18 protein-coding genes are annotated in these 23,742 nt (G+C 43.3%); 15 read left to right on the top strand and 3 right to left on the bottom strand.

What is annotated here, in order from left to right; all coding sequences use genetic code 11:
- Positions 1-38: 38 nt before the first annotated feature.
- The gene (gene mltF / locus BM135_RS07200; protein ID WP_092519121.1) at positions 39-1,538 is read right to left on the bottom strand and encodes a membrane-bound lytic murein transglycosylase MltF; all 1,500 of its coding nucleotides are present in this window, start codon (positions 1,536-1,538) and stop codon (positions 39-41) included.
- Between the two features lie 265 nt (positions 1,539-1,803).
- Here mltF and purL point away from each other — a divergent pair, with 265 nt between their 5' ends.
- From purL to glnB, 6 genes are all read left to right on the top strand, one after another.
- On the top strand, positions 1,804-5,691 hold the full coding sequence (purL, locus tag BM135_RS07195; RefSeq protein ID WP_092519120.1) for a phosphoribosylformylglycinamidine synthase: 3,888 nt from the start codon (positions 1,804-1,806) through the stop codon (positions 5,689-5,691).
- Positions 5,692-6,583: 892 nt separating this feature from the next.
- Positions 6,584-8,023, top strand: coding sequence for a sensor histidine kinase (locus BM135_RS07190; RefSeq protein WP_092519097.1), 1,440 nt, complete (start codon positions 6,584-6,586; stop codon positions 8,021-8,023).
- 6 nt (positions 8,024-8,029) lie between these two features.
- A complete protein-coding gene (qseG, locus tag BM135_RS07185; RefSeq protein ID WP_092519096.1) occupies positions 8,030-8,899 on the top strand; it encodes a two-component system QseEF-associated lipoprotein QseG in 870 nt (289 codons plus the stop codon).
- 2 nt (positions 8,900-8,901) lie between these two features.
- The gene (gene glrR, locus BM135_RS07180; protein ID WP_092519095.1) at positions 8,902-10,239 is read left to right on the top strand and encodes a two-component system response regulator GlrR; all 1,338 of its coding nucleotides are present in this window, start codon (positions 8,902-8,904) and stop codon (positions 10,237-10,239) included.
- A gap of 161 nt (positions 10,240-10,400) precedes the next feature.
- The gene (locus tag BM135_RS07175; RefSeq protein WP_092519094.1) at positions 10,401-12,023 is read left to right on the top strand and encodes an NAD+ synthase; all 1,623 of its coding nucleotides are present in this window, start codon (positions 10,401-10,403) and stop codon (positions 12,021-12,023) included.
- A gap of 15 nt (positions 12,024-12,038) precedes the next feature.
- Positions 12,039-12,377: a nitrogen regulatory protein P-II gene (gene glnB / locus BM135_RS07170; protein WP_045958055.1), complete on the top strand. Its 339-nt coding sequence runs from the start codon at positions 12,039-12,041 to the stop codon at positions 12,375-12,377.
- 186 nt (positions 12,378-12,563) lie between these two features.
- Here glnB and hmpA read toward each other — a convergent pair whose 3' ends face one another.
- Complete coding sequence (gene hmpA, locus BM135_RS07165) at positions 12,564-13,754, bottom strand: NO-inducible flavohemoprotein (RefSeq protein WP_092519093.1); 1,191 nt, start codon at positions 13,752-13,754, stop codon at positions 12,564-12,566.
- 359 nt (positions 13,755-14,113) lie between these two features.
- On the opposite strand from hmpA, the gene glyA reads away from it, so the two are divergent.
- The gene (gene glyA / locus BM135_RS07160; protein ID WP_092519092.1) at positions 14,114-15,367 is read left to right on the top strand and encodes a serine hydroxymethyltransferase; all 1,254 of its coding nucleotides are present in this window, start codon (positions 14,114-14,116) and stop codon (positions 15,365-15,367) included.
- A gap of 88 nt (positions 15,368-15,455) precedes the next feature.
- A complete protein-coding gene (locus BM135_RS07155; protein WP_092519091.1) occupies positions 15,456-16,700 on the top strand; it encodes a 3-phenylpropionate MFS transporter in 1,245 nt (414 codons plus the stop codon).
- A 75-nt stretch (positions 16,701-16,775) separates the two neighbouring features.
- On the opposite strand, the gene suhB is transcribed toward BM135_RS07155, so the two are convergent.
- The gene (suhB, locus tag BM135_RS07150; RefSeq protein ID WP_092519090.1) at positions 16,776-17,579 is read right to left on the bottom strand and encodes an inositol-1-monophosphatase; all 804 of its coding nucleotides are present in this window, start codon (positions 17,577-17,579) and stop codon (positions 16,776-16,778) included.
- Between the two features lie 125 nt (positions 17,580-17,704).
- On the opposite strand from suhB, the gene trmJ reads away from it, so the two are divergent.
- From trmJ to hscA, 7 genes are all read left to right on the top strand, one after another.
- The gene (gene trmJ / locus BM135_RS07145; protein WP_092519089.1) at positions 17,705-18,439 is read left to right on the top strand and encodes a tRNA (cytosine(32)/uridine(32)-2'-O)-methyltransferase TrmJ; all 735 of its coding nucleotides are present in this window, start codon (positions 17,705-17,707) and stop codon (positions 18,437-18,439) included.
- Between the two features lie 156 nt (positions 18,440-18,595).
- The gene (gene iscR / locus BM135_RS07140) at positions 18,596-19,087 is read left to right on the top strand and encodes a Fe-S cluster assembly transcriptional regulator IscR (RefSeq protein ID WP_092519088.1); all 492 of its coding nucleotides are present in this window, start codon (positions 18,596-18,598) and stop codon (positions 19,085-19,087) included.
- A gap of 69 nt (positions 19,088-19,156) precedes the next feature.
- Positions 19,157-20,371 carry an IscS subfamily cysteine desulfurase gene (locus tag BM135_RS07135; RefSeq protein ID WP_092519087.1) on the top strand — a complete coding sequence of 405 codons (1,215 nt, stop codon included), beginning with the start codon at positions 19,157-19,159 and terminating at the stop codon, positions 20,369-20,371.
- A gap of 24 nt (positions 20,372-20,395) precedes the next feature.
- A complete protein-coding gene (gene iscU, locus BM135_RS07130; protein ID WP_092519086.1) occupies positions 20,396-20,782 on the top strand; it encodes a Fe-S cluster assembly scaffold IscU in 387 nt (128 codons plus the stop codon).
- Positions 20,783-20,876: 94 nt separating this feature from the next.
- Positions 20,877-21,200 (top strand): iron-sulfur cluster assembly protein IscA, encoded by a 324-nt coding sequence (gene iscA / locus BM135_RS07125; protein WP_092519085.1) that lies wholly within the window; start codon positions 20,877-20,879, stop codon positions 21,198-21,200.
- Between the two features lie 60 nt (positions 21,201-21,260).
- On the top strand, positions 21,261-21,782 hold the full coding sequence (hscB, locus tag BM135_RS07120; protein ID WP_092519084.1) for a co-chaperone HscB: 522 nt from the start codon (positions 21,261-21,263) through the stop codon (positions 21,780-21,782).
- 112 nt (positions 21,783-21,894) lie between these two features.
- Positions 21,895-23,742: a Fe-S protein assembly chaperone HscA gene (gene hscA, locus BM135_RS07115; RefSeq protein ID WP_092519083.1), complete on the top strand. Its 1,848-nt coding sequence runs from the start codon at positions 21,895-21,897 to the stop codon at positions 23,740-23,742.

The following is a 23,742-nucleotide window of genomic DNA, read 5'->3' as shown; positions in this document are numbered from 1 at the left end:
ACAATTTCAGTTTAATTCAGCCGCGATTATAATATCAGCTATGACTTAGGTTCTTCAGGTTGCGCCGGTGTTTTATTCTCCGGCGTTTTTTCGTGAGATTCAGCGTGAGTAATTTTCATTTTGGCATCCTCCGCTTTGTCATTTTCTTCTGTTTTCTCGCGTCTGGCTTTTGCGCTAAGGTATCCTTCCAGACTCGCATAATGACGTTTAATATTTTCAACATATAGATAAGCTTCATGACCACGAGCATAACCATTTGCAGTTTTGGGATAGTATTTTTTATTGCTGAGCAGCAAAAGACGTGTTTTAACATCAACCCAGCTGTTTGGATTACCTTTTTGTTCAATAGTTAATTTACGAGCATCAAGGACGTGTCCATATCCTATGTTGTAAGCTGCGAGAGCAAACCAAATACGCTCATCCTCAGGAATGGTTTTTGGCATACGCTCTATCAGATGGTTCAGATAAGCGACTCCTCCCCTTACGCTCTCTTCTGGATCTAGCCGATCATTGACCCCTACCCATTTTGCTGTCGGGCGAGTGAGCATCATCAGACCACGAACGCCAGTAGGTGAAGTAGCTAATGGGTCCCAATGTGATTCTTGCCAGGCGATGGCTGCCACTAAATGCCAATCAAGCGCCCCAGCGTATTTTTGAAAAATTGGCTGATATATTGGCAAACGTTTATTGATGGCGCGAATCAATGAAATGGTATCTAAATAATTGAATGAACCAACATGGTTGAAATACTTTTCTTGTAACTGCGCAATGGTATTTTTTTTAGCCAAATCATTGAAGAAATCGAGCATAGCTGAGTGGAGACTATAATTGCCATTGCGCTTTAAATACCAAGTCAGAGGACGCTCTGCACTGACATCAAAAGCAATGGCCAGATCGGGGTAAATGCGCTGTTGCAAAGCTAAATTGATGGAATCGCTAATTGTATAGTCGATTTTCCCTTCAGAGAGTTGTTCAAGCAATTGTTGTGTATTTTCGTGTGACGTTTCTTCCCAGGTTAATTCAGGATAAGACGTCTCTTTCCACTTTTTCAGCTCGCTGACATGGGTAGAACCTGCCGTGACGATTAATTTGCCTTTTAAATCGCTAAACGAGCGTGGGCGTGTCGTCCCCTTACGATAAACCAGTAGTTGTCCGACCGTAGTGTAAGTAGGACCCGTGCGTGTTTGATCCAGCCTGTTTTTATCATAGATAAGTCCAGCAGCTAAAAAATCGGCTTTATCGTTTTCTAAGTCTTCAAAAAGCTGGTTAATATTAGAACGAAACTTGATGACAAGTTTAACTCCCAGATAATCAGCAAACTGCTTGGCTAGTTCATAGTCGAATCCCGTTAGTTCATTTTTACTGTTAAGAGAGATTAGAGGGGAGCTGATAGTGCTCACTCGTAACTCTCCTCGTGCCAGAATTTTGTTTATTTGCTCCTGCTGTTTATTGGGCCAATTGATATTGAGGCCAATAATAGCAGCTGAGAGGAGCGCGATAATTACGATAACAAAATAATTTATCTTTACTTTATTCAAATAGTTATCTCTTTCCAGAACGATTGAGACCCGCGTGAAATGCAAGATGATATCATGGTTAAATTTCCAGTAATCGAGAATTTTGCGTAACAAAATGCGGATGTGCAACCCTATTAAATCAATTTTGGCACTCCAATGAGTGCATGGTTGGTTTGATAAATAACCACGCAAACGGTTTCGTCGGAAGGAACATTCCTCTATAATGCGTGCAGTTTCCCTGAGGCATCAGTCAGGCTTTGCTTCTAAGATGAGAGAACCTATTATTATGGAAATTCTGCGTGGCTCACCTGCTTTATCAGCATTTCGTATCACTAAGCTCCTTTCTCAGTGTCAAGATGATCATCTCCCTGTTACCGAAATTTATGCAGAATATGTGCATCTTGCAGAAGTTAACGTCCCAATTACAGAGGATGAACAAGAGAAATTAAATAAATTATTAAAATATGGTCCTTCTCTGGCCGAACTTGAGCCTAAAGGACAACTAATATTAGTTACGCCTCGTCCGGGCACGATATCTCCTTGGTCATCGAAAGCGACAGAAATTGTTCACAATTGTGGTTTGAGCCAGATTGTCCGTTTAGAACGGGGAATTGCCTATTATATTCAGAGTACCGGAATGGATGACGGGCAATGGCAAACATTGTCGGCATTATTGCATGATCGCATGATGGAAAGTGTGTTCACTCAATTTGAACAGGCTGAAGCCCTATTTTCTCACCAGCAACCTGCCCCGTTGAAACAGATTGATATCCTGCAATCAGGGCGGGCAGCACTGGAAGCGGCAAATATTGAACTGGGATTGGCTCTGGCTGCAGATGAAATTGACTATCTGATGAAAGCTTTTCAGGCGTTGGGACGTAATCCAACGGATGTTGAACTCTATATGTTTGCTCAGGCAAATTCTGAACATTGTCGCCACAAGATTTTCAATGCAGATTGGATTATTGATGGTAAGGTTCAAACCAAGTCTTTGTTCAAAATGATTAAAAATACATTTGAACAGACGCCGGATTATGTGCTTTCTGCTTATAAAGATAACGCGGCGGTGATGGAAGGCTCTCATGTTGGCCGCTTTTTTCCTAATTCTACAACTGGAATTTATGATTACCACCAAGAGCCAGCCCATATCTTGATGAAAGTGGAAACCCATAACCATCCAACAGCTATTTCGCCTTGGCCCGGCGCAGCCACGGGTTCAGGTGGTGAAATCCGTGATGAGGGCGCAACTGGGCGAGGAGCCAAACCCAAAGCCGGATTAGTCGGTTTTTCGGTCTCAAACTTGAGAATTCCTGGATTTGAACAGCCGTGGGAAGAATATTTCGGTAAACCTGATCGGATTGTCAGTGCATTGGATATCATGCTGGAAGGTCCATTAGGAGGTGCCGCGTTCAATAATGAATTTGGGCGTCCGGCATTACTTGGGTATTTCAGAACTTATGAAGAAAAAGTCGATTCCCATAACGGTACAGAATTGCGCGGTTATCACAAGCCTATCATGCTGGCTGGGGGAATCGGAAACATCCGTGAAGAGCATGTCCAGAAAGGTGATATCTCGGTCGGTGCACAATTAATTGTGTTGGGCGGACCAAGCATGAATATTGGTTTGGGCGGAGGAGCCGCATCGTCAATGACGTCCGGTCAATCTGATGCTGACTTGGATTTTGCCTCTGTGCAGCGTGACAATGCGGAGATGGAGCGGCGTTGTCAGGAAGTTATTGATAGTTGCTGGCAATTGGGTGACAAAAACCCAATTTTATTTATCCATGACGTAGGAGCGGGTGGCTTGTCAAATGCTATGCCTGAGTTAGTCAGTGATGGCGGTCGCGGGGGGCGTTTTGAGTTACGCAATATTCTTAATGATGAACCGGGAATGAGTCCATTGCAATTATGGTGCAATGAATCCCAGGAGCGTTATGTCTTGGCTGTAGCACCAGAACAACTGGCTCTGTTTGAAGACATATGCCGTCGTGAACGTGCTCCTTATGCTGTTGTTGGGGAGGCAACGGAAGAAAGGCACTTACTGCTGAATGACAACCATTTTGATAACCAGCCAATTGATATGCCGCTGGATGTGTTGCTCGGTAAGACGCCGAAGATGCTGAAAAATGCGCAGGTTTTGCAAGCACAGGGGCAAAATTTGGATCGCAGGGGCATTGATCTCGCAGAAGCGGTAAAACGCGTCTTGCATTTACCTGCTGTTGCTGAAAAAACATTCCTGATTACGATTGGAGATCGTTCCATAACAGGCATGGTTGCCCGCGATCAAATGGTTGGCCCTTGGCAAATCCCAGTTGCAGATTGTGCTGTTACTACCGCTAGTTTAGACAGTTATTATGGCGAAGCCATGTCAATAGGCGAACGTGCGCCCATTGCATTGCTGAATTTTGCAGCATCGGCACGTATGGCGGTGGGTGAAGCACTGACCAATATCGCTTCAGCCTATATTCAGGATCTGAAACGAGTGAAATTGTCAGCGAACTGGATGTCGGCATCAGGCCATGCTGGCGAAGACGCGGGCTTATATGCCGCAGTGAAGGCCGTGGGTGAAGAGTTGTGTCCGGCGCTGGGATTGACCATTCCGGTTGGCAAGGATTCGATGTCAATGAAAACACGCTGGAGCCAAAACGGAGAAGTACGTGAAATGACTTCACCACTTTCATTGGTGATCAGCGCGTTTGCTCGGGTAGAAGATGTACGTCGCACAGTAACACCAGAATTGTCTATCGAAGATGATAATGCGTTGCTGCTTATCGATCTGGGGAAAGGACAAAACGCGCTGGGTGGGACTGCGTTGGCGCAAGTTTATCGTCAACTTGGAGATAAAACTGCCGATGTTCGCAGCGCCGAACAATTGGCTGGTTTCTTTAATGCGATCCAGCATTTGATTTCGGAACAAAAATTGCTGGCTTATCATGACCGTTCGGATGGTGGATTGCTGGTTACATTGGCTGAAATGGTTTTTGCCGGTCACTGCGGATTGCATATCGATATAAGTGCATTTGATGAAGATATTTTGGCTGCGTTGTTTAATGAAGAATTGGGTGCAGTTATTCAAATTCGTGAGACTGACAGAAAGCAAGTTGAAAATCTGTTGGCAGAGTATGGATTGAGTGGATGCGTACATTATCTGGGGAAAGCTCAGGCAGGTGATGATTTCGTTATATCCAGCGACAATATGGAAGTTTATCGTCAGAATCGCAGCACATTGCGCTTGTGGTGGGCAGAAACAACATGGCAAATGCAGCGTCTGCGCGATAACCCAGAATGCGCAGATCAAGAACATCAGGCAAAACAGGATGTGAATGATCCTGGCCTGAATGTGAAATTATCTTTCGATCCCGCAGAAGATATTGCTGCTTGTTATATTTCGAAACAGACGCGCCCGCGTGTTGCTGTTCTGCGTGAACAGGGAGTTAACTCTCATGTTGAGATGGCGGCTGCATTCCATCGGGCTGGATTTGAGGCAGTAGATGTCCACATGAGCGACTTATTGGATGGACGTATCACATTAGATCAATTCCAAACATTGGTTGCTTGTGGTGGCTTTTCATATGGGGATGTGCTTGGTGCGGGTGAAGGTTGGGCAAAATCCATTCTGTTTAATTCACGGGTACGTGATGATTTTGCCGATTTCTTCGCTAGGCCGGATACTTTGACCCTCGGCGTGTGTAACGGTTGTCAGATGATATCTAATCTGCATGAATTGATTCCGGGGACAGAACACTGGCCGCGTTTTGTCCGTAACCGTTCAGAGCGTTATGAAGCCCGCTTTAGTTTGGTTGAAGTAGCTAACAGCCCTTCACTGTTCCTGAAAGATATGGTGGGTTCTCGCTTGCCGATAGCAGTGGCTCATGGTGAAGGGCAGGTGGAATTTAGAAATAGCCTGAGTTTGATGGAACTTGAAAAACATCAACAAGTGGCATTGCGGTTTGTAGATAATTACGGTTCAGTGACGGAAAACTATCCAGCAAACCCAAATGGTTCTGTGAACGGAATTACCTCTGTGACCAGCCTTGACGGGAGAGTCACGGTGATGATGCCTCATCCTGAAAGGGTATTCCGTACTGTCAGCCACTCTTGGCATCCTAAAGAATGGGGAGAAGATAGCCCGTGGATGCGTATTTTCCGTAATGCACGTAAACAATTAGGCTGAATTATTTAACTATTTGATTTTTAGTTAATTTTTTCTTATTTAATTTTTATTAAAAAAGGTTCTGATAATTTATCAGGGCCTTTATTTTTATTTGCTACTTTCTGGAGTGATAGCAGAAACAGAAGATAGGCTATTTTGAGAATAATTGTTAATTTGGTGTTACTAATGAATTTTATGGCCGTGTCTCCATATCGCGACAATTACATTTTATAATGTCTCAAATAAGAGACATTTATTTGATTGATATTATTGCTAAAATATTTTTCTATGGTTGATTGTCATAAATAGGCGACACTATCAAATATTAGGAAATATTGATAAAAAAATTAAATGAATTTGGTTTTTTATTTATTTTCAATTAAATCAATTGGTTGGTGGATTTATTTGCAAACTGGCACGTAATGTGCATAATAACAAGCAGTTGCTCATTCAACTTTTTATGTAGGCCCACAATCAGGTGGAAACATGCCACATAAGCCCAGAATGACGCCAAAGTAAGGTGCCTACCGTCCAACTTCATGATACTCGCCTTCGGGCTTTATCAAACACAGGGCGACACGTGGAGTGAGGCACCACCTACATGCTCATTGAGCAGCATGAAGGATCCTCACTGGCGGGATAGTAAAGAAGTTACTATCCCGCCGTCATTATTACAGGTTATTCCTGTCCATCATGTTTTGTGTATGTATCCGCATAATTTTCAATTAGCTACTGCTATCAATTACTTACTGTTTTCAACTATTATTTTTATTTTCGGCTAATTGTTATTTTCTTCTTTAAATTAAAATTAAGAGAAAAAGTAATTGTAGCATTTATCATCTGGCAGACTTTATCCTCCGGCTTGCGTCGGTTAGCTTCAATATAATTAGCTTCAATGTAAACAGGTTATAAGATGATTTCTTTGAAAAAATGGCGTTTATTTCCACGCTCATTACGCCAATTAGTTGTAATGGCTTTCTGGTTGGTGTTGTTGCCATTGCTGGTTCTGGCTTATCAGGCTTATCAAAGTCTTGATCAGCTCAGTACTAAAGCGGCTGCGATTAATCATTCAGCTGTGACAGATGCTCATCGTAGCGAAATGATGACTCGAATAGCCCTTGAGATGGAACGTAGCTACCGTCAATACTGTGTCTTAGGGGATGATAGGCTGAAACAGCTTTATCAACGCCAATACAGGCAGTACATGAATATGCTGGACAGTCAGATGGTGATGTTGGCTAATGCGGAGTACACGAAGAAATTCGATAAGTTATTATCGGGGCTGGTCAATATTTCTTGTAGTAATGGCTTGCCAGAACCAACTTCATCTAAATTACTTGAAGAATTCTCCAAGGCTAATAGTTTTATTGTACAGGAAACCCGTAAAATTGTTTCTAGTCGTGGTGAACAACTGCAAAAGGATATCGCTGATAAAGGGCGATTTTTTGGTTGGCAAAGCCTAATCTTATTTTTGTTAAGCGCTTTTTTGATAGCTTTGTTTACACGTATGATCATTGGGCCAGTAAAGGGCATTGAGAGGATGATCAATCGGCTGGGAGAAGGGCAGTCATTGGAAAATCAGATTGACTCTTTTAAAGGGCCTCGGGAATTGCGGTCATTGGCCCAGCGCATTATTTGGCTGAGTGAGCGTTTATCCTGGCTTGAGTCTCAGCGTCATGAGTTTTTGCGCCATATCTCTCATGAGCTGAAAACACCTCTGGCAAGTATGCGTGAAGGGACGGAGTTATTGGCTGATGAAATTGCAGGGCCTCTGACGGCGGATCAAAAAGAAGTTGTCAGTATTCTGGACGGTAGCAGTAAACATCTACAGCGGCTTATTGAACAATTACTTGAATATAATCGTAAATTGGCGGATGGTCCTGCTGAGAATCAGGTTGTCTCTTTAAAAGAAATTGTGGATGGTGTTGTATTGTCACATCAATTACCTGCGCGGATTAAAAATATTTACACAGAAATTCAAATGGATATGGATTATTGTTGGGCTGAGCCTAGTTTATTGACACGGGTGATTGATAATCTCTATTCCAATGCAGTGCACTATGGAGCTGAATCCGGTAACATTTGGATTTTTAGTCGGCAAATGGGTAAAAATATTCAGATTGATATTGCCAATACAGGAACACCTATTCCTGAATTAGAAAAAAGTATGATCTTTGAGCCATTTTATCAAGGAAAACTGCAACGAAAAGGTGCAGTTAAAGGAAGTGGTCTTGGCTTAAGCATTGCGCAAGATTGTATTAAACAGATGCAGGGAGAACTTCACTTGATAGAATCCGAGTTTGCTGACGTATGTTTTCGGGTTGAACTGCCATTAACTGCGGAGAATGACTGAATAATTATGTATAACAGGTTTACTTACCGCTTTATGACGGAGATGCTGCCTATTCTGGCACATGTTTCGACCCTACGTTTCCGTGCTATGTTGCTATTATTTGTTCCCTGTTTACTGGCAGGCTGTGTTGGTACTCGTGGATCAGACAATTTGGCGACGATTACGCAGTCTATTCTGCCTGAACAAAGTGCCACGGATTATCGTCTTAAGAATTGTAATTTAATCTGGGACATAACGAAGCCATCAACGATGGAAAACGGGCTTTATTGGCTGAGATTTATAGATTGCACAGATCGATTATCTGCGGCAGAAGCTCGTGAGATGGAGGAACGTTTAACTCCGGCTACTCTGACTGATTGGCATCAAATGTTTAAACAAAGCATTTTGATTGACAGAACGGCTCCTGGATTACCTGAACGCAAGAGAATTGTGGAAAACTTTAATCGGTATAGCGCACAATTTCCTGTAGCTTTGCGACCATTACTCCAATTGTGGCGTGAGCAGCAATACCTGAAAATTAATCTTGCCGAAGAAAAGGCTAAATTCCAGCGATTTCAGCTTGACAGTGATAATAAAATTGACCGATTGAAAGAAGCGCGGGTACGTTTAGAAAGTGAATTTAACGAAATATCCCGCAAACTAGAAAATCTGACAGATATTGAACGCCAACTTTCATCCCGTAAACAAGAACAAAATAATGTTGCTACTCAAGGTGGAATGGGACAAGTGAATGACGCGGAGATTATATCCAATACAGGCACTTCATCTAATACTGGTGCTTCATTAAATAATCAGGCAAAGCCGAAAGACAAATCGGCAGCAAATGTGGATGCTAAAGCGAAAGCCAATCCCTCAGAAGAAAAAGGAGCCGAATAATAATGACAGTGCGCAATCCCGCCCATCTTCTTTTAGTTGATGATGATCCTAGCTTACTAAAACTATTGGGAATGCGTTTGACCAGTGAAGGATTTCGTGTCACGACCGCAGAGAGTGGAAATGAAGCGCTACGCACACTGATAAAAGAAAAAGTAGATATCGTGATCAGTGATTTACGCATGGATGAAATGGATGGTATGGCATTGTTTGCGGAGATTCAGAAACAGCATCCCGGTATGCCGGTTATTATTCTGACTGCACATGGTTCTATTCCTGATGCTGTGGCAGCAACGCAGCAAGGTGTATTTAGTTTTCTGACTAAGCCCGTTGATCGTGATGCACTTTATAAAGCCATTGATGATGCACTGGAACTGTCAACACCAGCTATAGATGGACAATGGAGCGAGAAGATTGTCACTCGAAGCCCTCTGATGTTGCGTCTACTGGAGCAGGCAAAGATGGTGGCTCTATCTGACGTTAGTATTCTGATTAATGGGCAAAGTGGAACCGGTAAAGAGGTGCTGGCCCAAGCTATTCATCGTGCTAGTCCACGGGCGAAGAAGCCTTTTATTGCAATTAATTGTGGTGCTTTACCTGAGCAATTACTGGAATCTGAATTATTTGGTCATGCCAAAGGTGCATTTACGGGCGCAGTCAGCAGCCGGGAAGGGCTATTTTTAGCAGCGCAAGGAGGAACATTGTTCCTTGATGAGATCGGTGATATGCCGATGGCATTGCAAGTTAAGCTATTGAGAGTGTTGCAGGAGCGCAAGGTTCGTCCTTTGGGGAGTAACCGGAATATAGACATTGATGTCAGAATCATTTCTGCTACTCACCGCGACCTGCCTAAGGCAATGCAGCGTAATGAATTTCGTGAAGATCTCTATTATCGATTGAACGTTGTTAACTTGAAAATTCCTTCCTTGAATGAACGTTCAGAAGATATTCCTCTATTGGCCAATCACCTGTTACGTGAATCAGCCAAGCGTCATAAACCTTTTGTTCGCAGCTTTTCCACCAACGCCATAAAATGTCTGATGGCAGCAAGCTGGCCGGGCAATGTTCGTCAATTGGTCAATGTTATTGAACAGTGTGTAGCATTGACGATGACTCCGGTCATTAGTGATGCTTTGGTTACTCAGGCATTGGAAGGAGAAAATACGGCCTTGCCGACATTTGTGGAAGCCCGTGGGCAATTTGAATTGAATTACCTGCGCAAATTGTTGCAAATAACCAAAGGTAATGTGACCCATGCTGCTCGCATAGCCGGACGTAACCGGACAGAGTTTTATAAGTTATTAGCACGCCATGAGTTGGAGGCGAACGATTTTAAGGAATAACTTTTCTGCAACCCCATAAATTCTTACACTGAACAGAAATTATATACCCCTATGAGTTTCAAATTTCAGCTTGAACAATACAGGGTATAGAGATGAATTGCTTTGCAGCAGAAGCTCAGTAAAGCAGATAGATGATTTATGGCCTAGGAGAGCCGCATTCTATGAGTCGTACTCTTAATATCGCTCTTGCCCAGTTAAATTGGCTGGTCGGAGACATTGAAGGCAACAGCGAACGTATGTTGCAGACAGTTCAGGAACAGCAAGCAAAAGGTGCTGATCTGGTTATGTTTTCTGAGCTGGCGCTGTCTGGCTATTTTCCAGAGGATTTGTTGTTCCGCCCTGATTTACATCAGCGCTGTCGTGAACAATTGGTACGTTTGCAAGAAGCAAGTTCTCAGGTTGGTATTTTGGTAGGGCATCCGTGGCAACAGGATGGCAAACTCTATAACGCACTTTCCCTGTTTTGGAAAGGGAAAGTTGTGGCACGTTATTTTAAACAGTTACTGCCAAACTATGGCGTCTTTGATGAAGAGCGTTATTTTAAAGCGGGGAATCAAAGCTGCGTTATACCATTCAAGGGTTATAACCTCGGTTTATTGATTTGTGAAGATTTGTGGTTTGACGCTCCGATTGATGCCCTGAAACAGGCTGGCGCAGAAATCATCTTATCCATTAACGCTTCTCCTTATAATCGTGAAAAACCGAATATCCGCAGTACATTAATTAGGTCTCACTGTCAGCGCATCCAATTGCCAATCATCTATCTCAATCAGGTAGGGGGACAAGATCAGCTCATTTTTGATGGTTGCTCTAAGGTCTTTGATGCAAATGGTGAAATTACCCATCGTATGGCGGCATTTGAGGAACACATTGAACAATGCCGTTTCAATGATATGAATATTGAGCGAATGGCGGCCCCTATTCCTCAATTGCCACCACTGGCGCAAATCTATAAGGCCTTGGTGATTTCTGTGCGTGATTATGTGCATAAAAACGGTTTTAAAGGTGCTTTGCTTGGTTTGTCTGGTGGAATTGACTCAGGGCTAACATTGGCGATTGCCGTGGATGCTTTAGGGAAAGATCATGTGCAGGCGGTCATGATGCCATTCCGCTATACCTCAGAAATGAGTATTCACGATGCCAGAGAACAAGCAGAATTACTGGGCGTTGAGTTTGACGTTGTTTCCATCGAACCCATGTTTGATGCCTTTATGACACAGCTTGAACCGGTGTTTTCGGGAACAGAAAAAGATACGACAGAAGAGAATTTGCAGGCACGTTGCCGCGCAGTGATTTTGATGGCAATGTCTAACAAGCGTCGCCGCTTGGTACTGACGACCAGCAACAAAAGTGAATCGGCAGTAGGGTACTCAACCCTGTATGGTGATATGGCTGGTGGCTTTAATGCTTTGAAAGATGTTCCTAAAACTATGGTATTTGCATTGTCTAAATATCGTAATACAGTATCTCCGGCTATTCCTCAGCGTGTGATTGATCGTCCACCATCAGCAGAGTTAGCGCCGGATCAACTGGATCAGGATAGCCTTCCTCCGTACGACATGTTGGATGCTATCCTTGAAGGATATGTTGAAAAAGACAAATCAGTGGCTGATTTGGTATCTGAAGGTTTTGATGAAACCATCGTCCGTAAGGTGATCCGGCTGGTTGACAGCAATGAATATAAACGTCGTCAGGCACCTATTGGCCCACGCATTACGCACCGTGATTTTGGTAAAGACAGGCGCTACCCGATTACTTCTGGTTTCGGGCGTAAGAACTGGTAATAACAGGAAAACTTCATGAAAAAGATTGATGCAATTATCAAACCTTTCAAGCTGGATGATGTGCGTGAAGCGCTGGCTGAAGTAGGTATCACTGGTATGACCGTGACAGAAGTAAAAGGGTTTGGTCGTCAGAAAGGACATACTGAGCTGTATCGTGGTGCAGAATATATGGTGGATTTTCTGCCGAAAGTAAAAATAGAAATTGTCGTACCGGATGATATTGTTGATACCTGCGTCGAGACAATTATGCAGATTGCACAAACAGGCAAAATTGGCGATGGCAAAATTTTTGTTTTCGATGTTGCTCGTGTTGTGCGTATCCGAACTGGTGAACAGGACGAAGAAGCGATTTAATTTAATTAACTGAAATTCAATCAATGAAACTGAATAAATTGAAACTGAATCAATTGAAATTAAATTAATTGTAGATAGTGATAACGAAAATATTGTCAGTTAACCCACATTCTAATGGGAGATGGAATGTGGGAATACCTGATGTTAAAACCGTTATCACTTGTTTTGTATATTTAGTAATCTTTATTACATCACTTTATGTGGGCCAAAACATTCATAATGGATATATTGTTCATTAATGCCCATTGCCAACAATTGCTTGGCGATATGTTGCATGAAAGCTACGGGGCCACAGAAATAGAATTGCATCCCTTCCACCATTATTGCGTCTTTCACGAGAGATAGATCCATAAGCCCAATGTGTTGATAATGAATGTCTTTCTGATCGGAATCTCTTGGTTCACGATACCAAACTTGTGAATACAAATTAGGCATGGATTCAGACATCTCGCTTACTTTATTGGCGAAAGCGTGGTAACCACCATGTTCTGCTGCGTGGAACCAATTTACTGAGCCAGTATGATGTTGGTTATGCAGATATTGCAGCATACTCATCATTGGAGTCAGACCAACCCCAGCAGAAATCAGTGTCACTGGCGTGTCAGTTTGCACGTCAAGGAAAAAATCACCGCGTGGCGCTGCCAACATTACGATATCCCCTTCCTGTACATTATCATGCATGTGATTTGAAACCTTGCCTTGAGATTCACGTTTAATGGCAATTTGATAACTGATTCCGTTTGGTGCGGCGGTCAGTGAATATTGGCGGATTTCACGGTTTTCAAATGCTGAATCTTCTATATAGACTCCCAAATATTGCCCTGGTTTGTAATCCATCACTTTGCCACCATCAACAGGGACAAACTCAAAGCTAGTGATGACTTCACTTTGTGATTGTTTCCGGCTAACACGGAACTGACGTATATCACGCCAACCGCCTTCCAAGGACTCACCGCTTTGATAAATTTCCTCTTCTCGATTAATAAATACGCCAGCCAATACGTTGTAGGCTTTTCCCCAAGCATCGAGAATTTCGTCACCGGGATGAAACATTTCATCAAGTGTCGCCAAAAGGTGAGTACCTACAATTTGATAATGCTCAGGTTGAATGTTGAGGCTGGCATGTTTATGGGCGATTTTTTCTACAGCGGGTAATAGTGCTGACAGATTATCGATATTGGCAGCATATGCACAAAGGGCATTGAAAAGAGCTTCACGTTGATCACCATTGATCTGGTGGCTCATATTAAAAATATCTTTTAATTCAGGATTATGCTTGAACATGCGTTCATAAAAATGTGCAGTTAGCTTAGGGCCTGTAGAAACAATTAATGGAATGGTGGATTTTATGGTTGCGATGACCTGACTGTCTAGCATGGGGATCTCCTAAATTTTTCTCAAATGATGCCGAAGTCTATAAATTGCATTTTAAATGCAACTTATAGGGTTTGGGAACATGTCAATTTGAAAAAAGATAATCATATTGATTTAAATCAAAAAATTAGAATTTATATCACTGTAAATCTCGATCAATATCACAAATATCATTGATAAATCTGAAATCATTGGCTCAATACTAGGTTGTTCAGCTTCCAATGGGCTATTAATACGCCATGCAAACGTTTGCGTAATTTGTTTTGTCAAGACTATCTCATTCGATAAAAAGAGTTTACACTGTGTGACATTCTGGCCCTCAGGGGTATTTTTTAGAGATGTAGCTGAGTCAGGAGAACCAAATGTTAAAGCGTGAAATGAATATTGCGAATTACGATCCCGAACTGTGGCAAGCGATGGAACAGGAGGTTTGTCGTCAAGAAGAACACATTGAATTGATTGCTTCTGAAAACTACACTAGTCCAAGAGTTATGCAGGCTCAAGGATCTCAGCTCACTAACAAGTATGCGGAAGGCTATCCGGGTAAACGTTACTACGGTGGCTGTGAATATGTCGATGTAGTTGAACAACTGGCGATTGACCGCGCAAAAGAGCTGTTTGGTGCAGATTATGCTAATGTCCAGCCGCACTCTGGTTCTCAGGCAAATGCTGCGGTGTATATGACATTGCTGAAGCCCGGCGATACTGTTTTAGGGATGAATCTGGCGCACGGTGGCCACCTGACTCACGGCTCTCCAGTTAACTTCTCCGGTAAGCTTTATAACATCGTTCCTTATGGTATTGATGAAGCAGGCAAAATCGACTACGAAGATATTCGTACTCAGGCACAAAAACATCAGCCTAAAATGATCATCGGTGGCTTCTCTGCTTATTCTGGTATTGTTGATTGGGCGAAGATGCGTGAAATTGCCGATGAAATTGGTGCTTACCTATTCGTTGACATGGCTCACGTGGCTGGTCTGGTTGCTGCTGGTGTTTATCCAAACCCAGTTCCTCATGCGCATGTTGTAACAACCACAACGCATAAAACGCTGGCTGGCCCACGCGGAGGCCTGATTCTGGCGAAAGGTGGCGATGAAGAGTTTTACAAGAAACTGAATTCCTCTGTTTTCCCTGGTTCTCAGGGCGGCCCATTGATGCATGTTATTGCTGGTAAGGCAGTTGCATTGAAAGAAGCGATGGAGCCTGAATTTAAGGTTTACCAACATCAAGTTGCTAAGAATGCGAAAGAGATGGTAGAAGTATTCCTGCAACGTGGTTACAAAGTTGTTTCCGGAGAAACCGAAAACCATTTGTTCTTGCTGGATCTGGTGGATAAAGACATTACGGGTAAAGATGCTGATGCAGCGTTGGGGCGTGCCAATATCACTGTTAACAAAAACAGCGTGCCTAACGATCCGCGTAGTCCATTTGTCACTTCAGGTATTCGTATCGGAACGCCTGCAATTACCCGTCGTGGCTTTAAGGAAGCTGAAACTCGCGAACTGGCAGGCTGGATGTGTGATGTACTGGATAACATCAATGATGAAGCGACCATTGAAAGTGTTAAGCAAAAAGTATTGAATATCTGCGCAAAATATCCGGTTTACGCATAATTTAAAATAAAATGTAGTTTAGTACTAAGCCCGACTCATAACATTAGTTTTGAGCGGGTTTTTTGCATTAAAAAATAGGGGCATTTGGATGGTTGTTCCATCAACATTTTGGCTAGGGCTAGGTTATTTCACCTATTTTTTCTCTTTTGGAATATTTTTGCCTTTTTGGTCTGTCTGGTTGAAAGGTGAAGGTATTGAAGCTTCAATGATAGGAATGCTGCTAGGTATTGGAATGGTTGCCCGTTTTATCGGTAGTCTGGTTATCTCTCCTACAGTAAAAGATCCTTCTAAATTAATTAAAGCACTGCGTTTCCTCTCATTGTTGGCATTACTTTTTGCCACTGGCTTTGTATTTGGTAGTCACTGGGCATGGCTTTTCTTTGTCATGGTAGGTTTCAACTTATTTTTCTCACCATTAGTCCCTTTATCAGATGCTTTGGCAGGAACATGGCAAAAACAATTTACATTTGATTATGGCAAGGTAAGAGTTTGGGGATCGGTTGCATTTATTATTAGCTCTTCGTTAACGGGTATATTAATGTCTGCCGATGGAATAAATTTCTCAGTCAGTCGTTTGGATTTTGGTTGGAACATATCTCTTGACAGTTTAATTAACTGGATTGGCAGTGAATTATTTGGAACACATCGTATTATTCTTGCTTTTTTGTTATTCAGTATCACAGCCATGCTATTGGGAATGATGTTGAAACCTTCTGTCATGCCGATAGGAAAAATTAAGGCTACAAATACGAATACTGTTTCTTTTAAAGAACTCTTATCCGAAAAATTAGTGTGGCAGTTTTTAGTATGCGTAACTTTATTGCAGGCTGCCCATGCGGGATACTACAGTTTTGGCTCCATTTACTGGGAGCAGGCAGGTTATTCCTCATCAACCATTGGTTATCTCTGGTCATTGGGAGTTGTGGCGGAAGTTGTAATATTTACTTTCAGCAAACAGCTATTTCGCCGTTGGAGTGCACGTAATTTGCTGCTGTTATCAGGAATTTGTGGTGTTATTCGTTGGGGATTAATGGGAATATCAACCGAATTACCAGTATTGATTATTATTCAAATCCTGCATTGTGGCACTTTTACTGTTTGCCATTTGGCAGCAATGCGCTTTATTGGTGCCAGAAAAGAAAACGAAATTATTCGGTTGCAGGCAACTTACTCTGCTTTAGCCATGGGAGGCGGTATTGCCGTCATGAGTATAATTGCTGGTTTCATGTATGAGCATATAGGAAGTGGCATATTTTGGGTTATGGCGTTGGTTGCGTTGCCAGCCCTGTTTCTGAGACCAAAAGTTGAAGCTCATGCACTTCACACTGATTAAAAGCGAAAATAAGAAAACGGGCACCAAATTAGGTGCCCTGAAAATAACATTGCTCAAATTATATTTATTTAATAATTAACGTTTCAATGCTTCCGTCAATTCTTCACGCATTTCAGACAGAATGTCTTTAACGATACGTGGGCTGCCCGCAACGATATTACCGGAGTTGATGTAGTTGTGTCCGCCAACGAAATCAGTGATGATGCAACCTGATTCACGTACAAGCAGTTCACCACCCATAAAGTCCCACGGTTTCAGGCCAATTTCGAAGAAGCCATCTACGCGTCCCGCAGCAACATACGCCATATCCAGTGCCGCAGAGCCAGTGCGGCGAAAATCCGCACAGCGTTCAAATAATTTACTCAGCACATTCATATAAGGAATGGAGTGCTGCTTAGCTTTGAATGGGAAACCAGTTGCAAGGATAGTTCCATTCAGATCACGGGCATTGGCACCACGCAGACGGTAGCCGTTTAATTGAGCGCCTTGACCACGAGTTGCGGTGAACAGTTCATTGCGCATTGGATCGTAAACAACGGACACTTCAGTGCGGCCTTTAATACGCACGGCAATCGAAACAGAAAAATGGGGAAGACGTTTAATAAAGTTGGTGGTGCCATCCAGTGGATCGATAACCCATTGGAAATCGTCTTCTTCTCCTAAGTGCTCACCACTTTCTTCGGTGATAATCGTATGCTTAGGGTAAGATTTGCGGATGATGTCAATGATCAGCTTTTCTGCTTCACGATCAACATTGGTGACGAAATCGTTACTGCCCTTTTGGCTTGCTTCAATGGCATCAGGAGTTTCGTAGCTTTTGGCAATGTAGTTGCCGGCTTTACGCGCAGCGCGTATAGCGATGTTTAACATCGGATGCATGGGGTATCTTCCACCAGAATTTTAAAGAACGAGAAACAAATCGGCGCGCATTATAGCAGTAGTTCGTCAAAATGACTAATGCTGTGTTAAGATATTCGGCTCTTATACTGAATTTAAAAGCCGTCATGTTAGAGAATATCCGCATTATTCTGGTAGAAACCTCCCATACAGGTAACATGGGATCAACCGCTAGGGCCATGAAAACGATGGGATTGACCAATCTATATCTGGTGAATCCTCTTGTCCAACCTGATTCTCATTCTATCGCACTTTCAGCCGGTGCAAGTGATGTTATCGGCAATGCAACGATCGTGAATACGTTGGATGAGGCATTGGCTGGGTGTGAGTTGGTCATTGGAACCAGTGCCCGTTCCCGAACCCTCTCTTGGCCAATGGTTGAACCACGTGAATGTGGCGAGCGTTGCGTCAAAACTGCCAGTCACTCTCCGGTTGCCATTGTCTTTGGTCGTGAACGTGTAGGCTTAACTAACGAAGAGCTACAGAAGTGTAATTATCACCTTTATATTCCAACCAACCCAGAATACGGTTCGTTGAATTTGGCTATGGCTGTTCAATTGGTTAGCTATGAAATTCGTATGGCGAATCTTGCGGCTCAAGAACAGCCAGAAGAAGCAACGTCTCCAGAGCACGGGGCAGAGTATCCGCCTGTCGAAGATATGGAGCGTTTTTATCAGCATCTTGAGCAGGTATTGCATGAATCTGGCTTTATCCGCAAAGCACATCCGGGTCAGATAATGAATAAATTAAGACGTCTTTATACCCGTGCGCGACCAGAAACCCAAGAACTGAATATCCTGCGTGGTATACTGACTTCTATGGAAAAATGGGATAAAAAATAAACTGATGCGGTTAAAAAATATCGGAAAGCCGAGTAGATAGGTGAGAAAAGTGAAAGGTAGCCAAATAATAGTTGAGTAAATTACTTGGTTAAATAGTTGACTAAAATAGTCAGGAATGCCACAATTTTACCCATATTTTACCACGGAGTTTTTGTTATGAGACTGACATCAAAAGGACGTTATGCAGTAACAGCCATGCTGGATGTGGCGTTGCATTCACAAGAAGGGCCGGTGCCATTAGCCGACATTTCTGAACGTCAGGGAATTTCCCTTTCCTATCTTGAGCAGTTGTTTTCCCGCCTGCGTAAAAATGGTCTGGTTTCTAGCGTCCGTGGTCCAGGTGGCGGTTATTTATTGGGCAGAGAAACCGGTAAAATTTTCGTTGCCGAAGTGATTTCAGCTGTTGATGAATCCGTTGATGCCACTCGTTGTCAGGGCAGGGAAGGCTGTCAAGGTGGCGATCGGTGTTTGACTCATGCCTTGTGGCGTGACCTCAGTGAGCGCATCACGAGTTTTCTGAGTAGCATCAGTTTAGAAGAATTAGTGAATAACCAAGAAGTATTAAATGTTGCTGATCGTCAAGACAGCGATAAGCGCCGTACCAACGGTAGGTCTCAAGAGATGATTAACGTTAACCTGCGAGCGTAACCTTGCGGCAAATACAAATACTTGTGTGGCAATGAAAGTATTAAAAGTGTCTTACGGAGCATGTGAGCAATGAAATTACCCATTTATTTGGACTATTCAGCAACAACACCAGTCGATCCACGTGTTGCTGAAAAGATGATGAACTATTTGACTATTGACGGGATCTTCGGTAATCCGGCTTCCCGTTCACATCGTTTTGGTTGGCAAGCTGAAGAAGCGGTTGATATTGCGCGTAATCAAATTGCTGATTTAATTGGAGCAGACCCGCGTGAAATCGTGTTTACTTCAGGTGCAACAGAATCAGATAATCTTGCAATTAAAGGTGCTGCAAAGTTTTATCAGAAGAAAGGCAAGCACATCATCACCAGCAAAACTGAACACAAAGCGGTTTTAGATACTTGCCGCCAGCTGGAGCGCGAAGGCTTTGAGATCACTTATCTGGCACCGATGAGCAATGGTATGATGGATCTGAAAGAGCTGAAAGCAACCATGCGCGAAGATACAATCCTGGTTTCCATCATGCACGTTAACAACGAAATCGGTATTGTTCAGGACATCATGACCATTGGTGAAATGTGCCGTAGTCGTGGCATTATTTTCCATGTTGACGCAACTCAAAGTGTTGGTAAATTGCCGATTGACATCAGCAAGCTGAAAGTTGATCTAATGTCTTTTTCTGCTCATAAACTTTATGGGCCGATGGGAATTGGTGCGTTGTATGTTCGCCGTAAACCGCGTGTGCGTATTGAAGCACAACAGCATGGTGGCGGTCATGAGCGCGGCATGCGTTCAGGTACATTGCCTGTTCATCAGATTGTTGGCATGGGTGAAGCTTACCGTATTGCAAAAGAAGAGCTGGAATCAGAGGCAGAACGTCTGCATGGTTTGCGTCTGCGTTTGTGGAACGGCATTAAAGATATTGAAGAAGTTTACCTGAATGGTGATTTGGAACTAGGTGCGCCACACATTTTGAATGTCAGCTTCAACTATGTTGAAGGTGAATCATTGATGATGTCATTGAAAGATTTGGCGGTATCTTCCGGCTCAGCATGTACTTCAGCGAGTCTGGAGCCTTCTTATGTCCTGCGTGCACTGGGCATGAATGATGAACTGGCACACAGTTCTATTCGTTTCTCTTTGGGGCGTTTTACCACAGAAGAAGAAATAGACTATACAATCAAGTTGATTTATAACGCGATTGGTCACCTGCGCGATCTTTCTCCATTGTGGGAAATGTTCAAACAGGGTGTGGATCTCAGCACCATCGAATGGTCTCATCATTAATCAGACGGTTTCAGGAGTAACGACATGGCTTACAGCGACAAAGTAATTGATCACTATGAAAACCCACGTAATGTTGGTTCATTCGACAGCGAAGATCCTTCAGTGGGTAGTGGAATGGTAGGCGCACCCGCTTGTGGTGACGTTATGCGACTGCAAATAAAAGTCAACGATGAAGGTATCATCGAAGACGCGCGTTTTAAAACCTATGGTTGTGGTTCTGCAATTGCATCCAGTTCTTTGGTAACAGAATGGATGAAAGGTAAATCATTGGAACAGGCTGAGAAGATTAAAAATACTCAGATTGCTGATGAATTGGAATTGCCACCAGTGAAAATCCATTGCTCTATTTTGGCAGAAGATGCTATCAAAGCTGCTATTGCTGATTACAAGAGCAAGCGCCAAGCCAAATAACGCTTTTCATAAAGAAAGAATTCGCAAAAAGAAAATAATTCTGGTGGATATTGCAGCAATATCCACCTTTACTAGTTTTAAAGTGAGGTGTTGTATGTCAATTTCCCTGACAGAAAGTGCAGCTCAACGCATTTTGGCCTTTCTTGACAATCGAGGAAAAGGTGTAGGGTTGCGTTTGGGAGTGAGAACATCCGGCTGCTCTGGTATGGCATATGTACTTGAATTTGCTGATGCAATTAATGAAGAAGATCAAATTTTTGAAGATAAGGGCGTGAAAGTCATCATTGACGGTAAAAGCATCCTTTACCTTGATGGTACTGAGTTGGATTTTGTTAAAGAAGGTCTGAATGAAGGCTTTAAATTCAACAACCCCAATGTTTCCAGCGAATGCGGTTGTGGGGAAAGTTTCCACGTTTAACCCCATTTTTTGACCCTGCATTTTGCGAAACTAATTGTATTTGCAAAACAAGAGTAACTTATGGACTATTTTACTTTATTTGGGCTGCCCACACGTTATGCGATTGATCGTGAACAGTTGGCGACCCGCTATCAGGAATTGCAACGCCAGTTTCATCCTGATCGTTTTGCCAACCAGCCAGAACGTGAAAAAACGCTGGCACTTCAACAAGCCGCTACTATCAATGACGGTTATCAGACGCTAAAACATCCCTTGAAACGTGCTGAATACATGCTATCTCAGCAGGGGTTCGATATATCCAACGAACAGAATACGATGCAGGATACGGCCTTCCTGATGCAGCAGTTGGAATTACGTGAAGAGCTTGATGCCATTGAACATAGCGTAGATCCAGAAACAGCATTGAACGGTTTTTCATCTCACTTGAATAAAATGATTAAAACGCGTAGTGAGCAGATGGAACAGCAACTAAATGCTGCCGAATGGTCAATAGCAGCCGATACAGTCCGTAAATTACGCTTTCTGGATAAATTACAGCAGCAGGTTGAACAACTGGAAGAGCGGTTATTGGATGATTTTTAGCAGACTTTTTAGCTGAATCATATTGTTCAGAATAACTTTTGGCTGAATAGATTTCAGTTGAATAGCTCTCAGTTGAATAGATTTCGGCTGATATAGATTTATAGGGGTATACATGGCTTTATTACAAATCAGCGAACCTAGTTTATCTGCCGCACCGCACCAGCGTCGGCTGGCTGCGGGGATTGATCTTGGTACGACTCACTCTTTGGTTGCGACTGTCCGTAGCGGTCAGGCTGAAACATTGGCAGACGGTGATAACCGTCACTTGCTTCCCTCTGTTGTACAATATCGTCAAGAAGACATTCAAGTCGGTTGGCAGGCGCGTCAGCAAGCTGCATCTGATCCTGTTAATACTGTCAGCTCAGTCAAGCGTATGATGGGACGCTCTCTGGCGGACATTCAAAAACGTTATCCCAACCTGCCATATCAGCTTCAGGCAAGTGAAAATGGTTTGCCATTGATCAATACTGTAGCGGGGTTAGTAGATCCTATTCAGGTTTCTTCTGAAATATTGAAATCGTTGACACAACGGGCAGAAGAAACCTTGGATGGTAAACTTGATGGTGTCGTGATCACAGTTCCTGCTTATTTCGACGACGCACAGCGTCAGGGAACTAAAGATGCTGCTCGCTTAGCTGGCTTGCATGTTCTCCGCCTCTTGAATGAACCTACTGCGGCCGCCGTTGCCTATGGCCTTGACTCCGGTCAGGAAGGTGTGATCGCCGTTTACGATCTTGGTGGCGGAACATTCGATGTCTCCATTCTCCGCCTTAGCCGGGGAGTGTTTGAAGTACTGGCAACAGGGGGAGATACCGCCCTCGGTGGAGATGACTTTGATTCGCTGCTGGCAAATTGGATACGTGATCAGGCTGGAATCAGCGATAACGACCACAAATTGCAGCGTCAGTTGCTGGACATTGCCACTCAAGCCAAAATTGCCTTGAGTGAGGCAGATCGGGCAGCAATCAGTATTGCTGACTGGCAAGGCAGTATTACCCGCTCCGAATTTAATGAATTGATTACTTCTTTGGTCAAACGCACATTACTCTCTTGCCGTCGGGCACTGAAAGATGCGGGCGTAACAACTGATGAAGTTTTGCAGGTCGTCATGGTTGGCGGTTCAACGCGAGTTCCGTTGGTGCGCACTATGGTAGGCGAATTTTTTGGCCGTGAGCCGCTGACTTCTATCGATCCAGACAAAGTTGTCGCTGTTGGCGCTGCAATTCAGGCTGATATTCTGGTAGGCAACAAACCAGACAGCGAAATGCTGTTACTTGATGTTATCCCGTTGTCACTTGGTTTGGAGACAATGGGAGGGCTGGTGGAAAAAGTCATTCCACGTAATACCACTATTCCCGTTGCAAAAGCGCAAGAATTTACCACGTTCAAAGATGGTCAAAGCGCGATGAGCATTCATGTGGTGCAAGGCGAGAGGGAATTGGTCAATGATTGCCGTTCACTGGCGCGTTTCACACTGCGTGGTATTCCGCCATTGCCGGCTGGTGGAGCACACATTCGTGTAACCTTTCAGGTTGATGCGGATGGTCTGTTGAGTGTTAGCGCACTGGAAAAATCCACGGGAGTTGAAGCCTTTATTCAGGTGAAACCTTCCTATGGTTTGTCGGATCAAGAAATCGCTCACATGCTCAAAGATTCCATGACTAATGCACAGGAAGATATCCAGGCACGTAAATTGGCTGAACAGAAAGTCGAAGCGGCTCGGGTGCTGGAAAGTTTAACCAGTGCATTGGAAAAAGATGCGGATTTACTGACTCAAGAAGAACAAACGGCCATTGATGCTGCTGCACAAGTATTAATTGAAAGTGTTCAGGGGATATCTCCTGATGCGATTGAAAGTGCAATTAAACAATTGGACAAACAAACGCAGGAATTTGCAGCACGCCGTATGGACACATCAATCCGCCGGGCTTTGGCGGGTCATTCTGTGGATGAGATTTAA

This window comes from Xenorhabdus japonica (genome assembly GCF_900115195.1).
GTDB classification, from domain to species: Bacteria; Pseudomonadota; Gammaproteobacteria; order Enterobacterales; family Enterobacteriaceae; genus Xenorhabdus; species Xenorhabdus japonica.
The sequence above is the reverse complement of the archived record's forward strand: the minus strand, read 5'-3'. Positions and strand labels throughout refer to the sequence as shown.

Excerpts from the sequence above, each read along its gene's own strand:
- hscB (WP_092519084.1), top strand. The coding sequence starts at position 21,261 with ATGGACTATTTTACTTTATTTGGGCTGCCCACACGTTATGCGATTGAT.
- glyA (WP_092519092.1), top strand. The coding sequence starts at position 14,114 with ATGTTAAAGCGTGAAATGAATATTGCGAATTACGATCCCGAACTGTGG.
- glrR (WP_092519095.1), top strand. The coding sequence starts at position 8,902 with ATGACAGTGCGCAATCCCGCCCATCTTCTTTTAGTTGATGATGATCCT.
- qseG (WP_092519096.1), top strand. The coding sequence starts at position 8,030 with ATGTATAACAGGTTTACTTACCGCTTTATGACGGAGATGCTGCCTATT.
- suhB (WP_092519090.1), bottom strand. The coding sequence starts at position 17,579 with ATGCATCCGATGTTAAACATCGCTATACGCGCTGCGCGTAAAGCCGGC.
- iscU (WP_092519086.1), top strand. The coding sequence starts at position 20,396 with ATGGCTTACAGCGACAAAGTAATTGATCACTATGAAAACCCACGTAAT.
- purL (WP_092519120.1), top strand. The coding sequence starts at position 1,804 with ATGGAAATTCTGCGTGGCTCACCTGCTTTATCAGCATTTCGTATCACT.
- BM135_RS07155 (WP_092519091.1), top strand. The coding sequence starts at position 15,456 with ATGGTTGTTCCATCAACATTTTGGCTAGGGCTAGGTTATTTCACCTAT.
- glnB (WP_045958055.1), top strand. The coding sequence starts at position 12,039 with ATGAAAAAGATTGATGCAATTATCAAACCTTTCAAGCTGGATGATGTG.
- BM135_RS07135 (WP_092519087.1), top strand. The coding sequence starts at position 19,157 with ATGAAATTACCCATTTATTTGGACTATTCAGCAACAACACCAGTCGAT.
- iscR (WP_092519088.1), top strand. The coding sequence starts at position 18,596 with ATGAGACTGACATCAAAAGGACGTTATGCAGTAACAGCCATGCTGGAT.
- trmJ (WP_092519089.1), top strand. The coding sequence starts at position 17,705 with ATGTTAGAGAATATCCGCATTATTCTGGTAGAAACCTCCCATACAGGT.
- BM135_RS07175 (WP_092519094.1), top strand. The coding sequence starts at position 10,401 with ATGAGTCGTACTCTTAATATCGCTCTTGCCCAGTTAAATTGGCTGGTC.
- BM135_RS07190 (WP_092519097.1), top strand. The coding sequence starts at position 6,584 with ATGATTTCTTTGAAAAAATGGCGTTTATTTCCACGCTCATTACGCCAA.
- iscA (WP_092519085.1), top strand. The coding sequence starts at position 20,877 with ATGTCAATTTCCCTGACAGAAAGTGCAGCTCAACGCATTTTGGCCTTT.
- hscA (WP_092519083.1), top strand. The coding sequence starts at position 21,895 with ATGGCTTTATTACAAATCAGCGAACCTAGTTTATCTGCCGCACCGCAC.
- hmpA (WP_092519093.1), bottom strand. The coding sequence starts at position 13,754 with ATGCTAGACAGTCAGGTCATCGCAACCATAAAATCCACCATTCCATTA.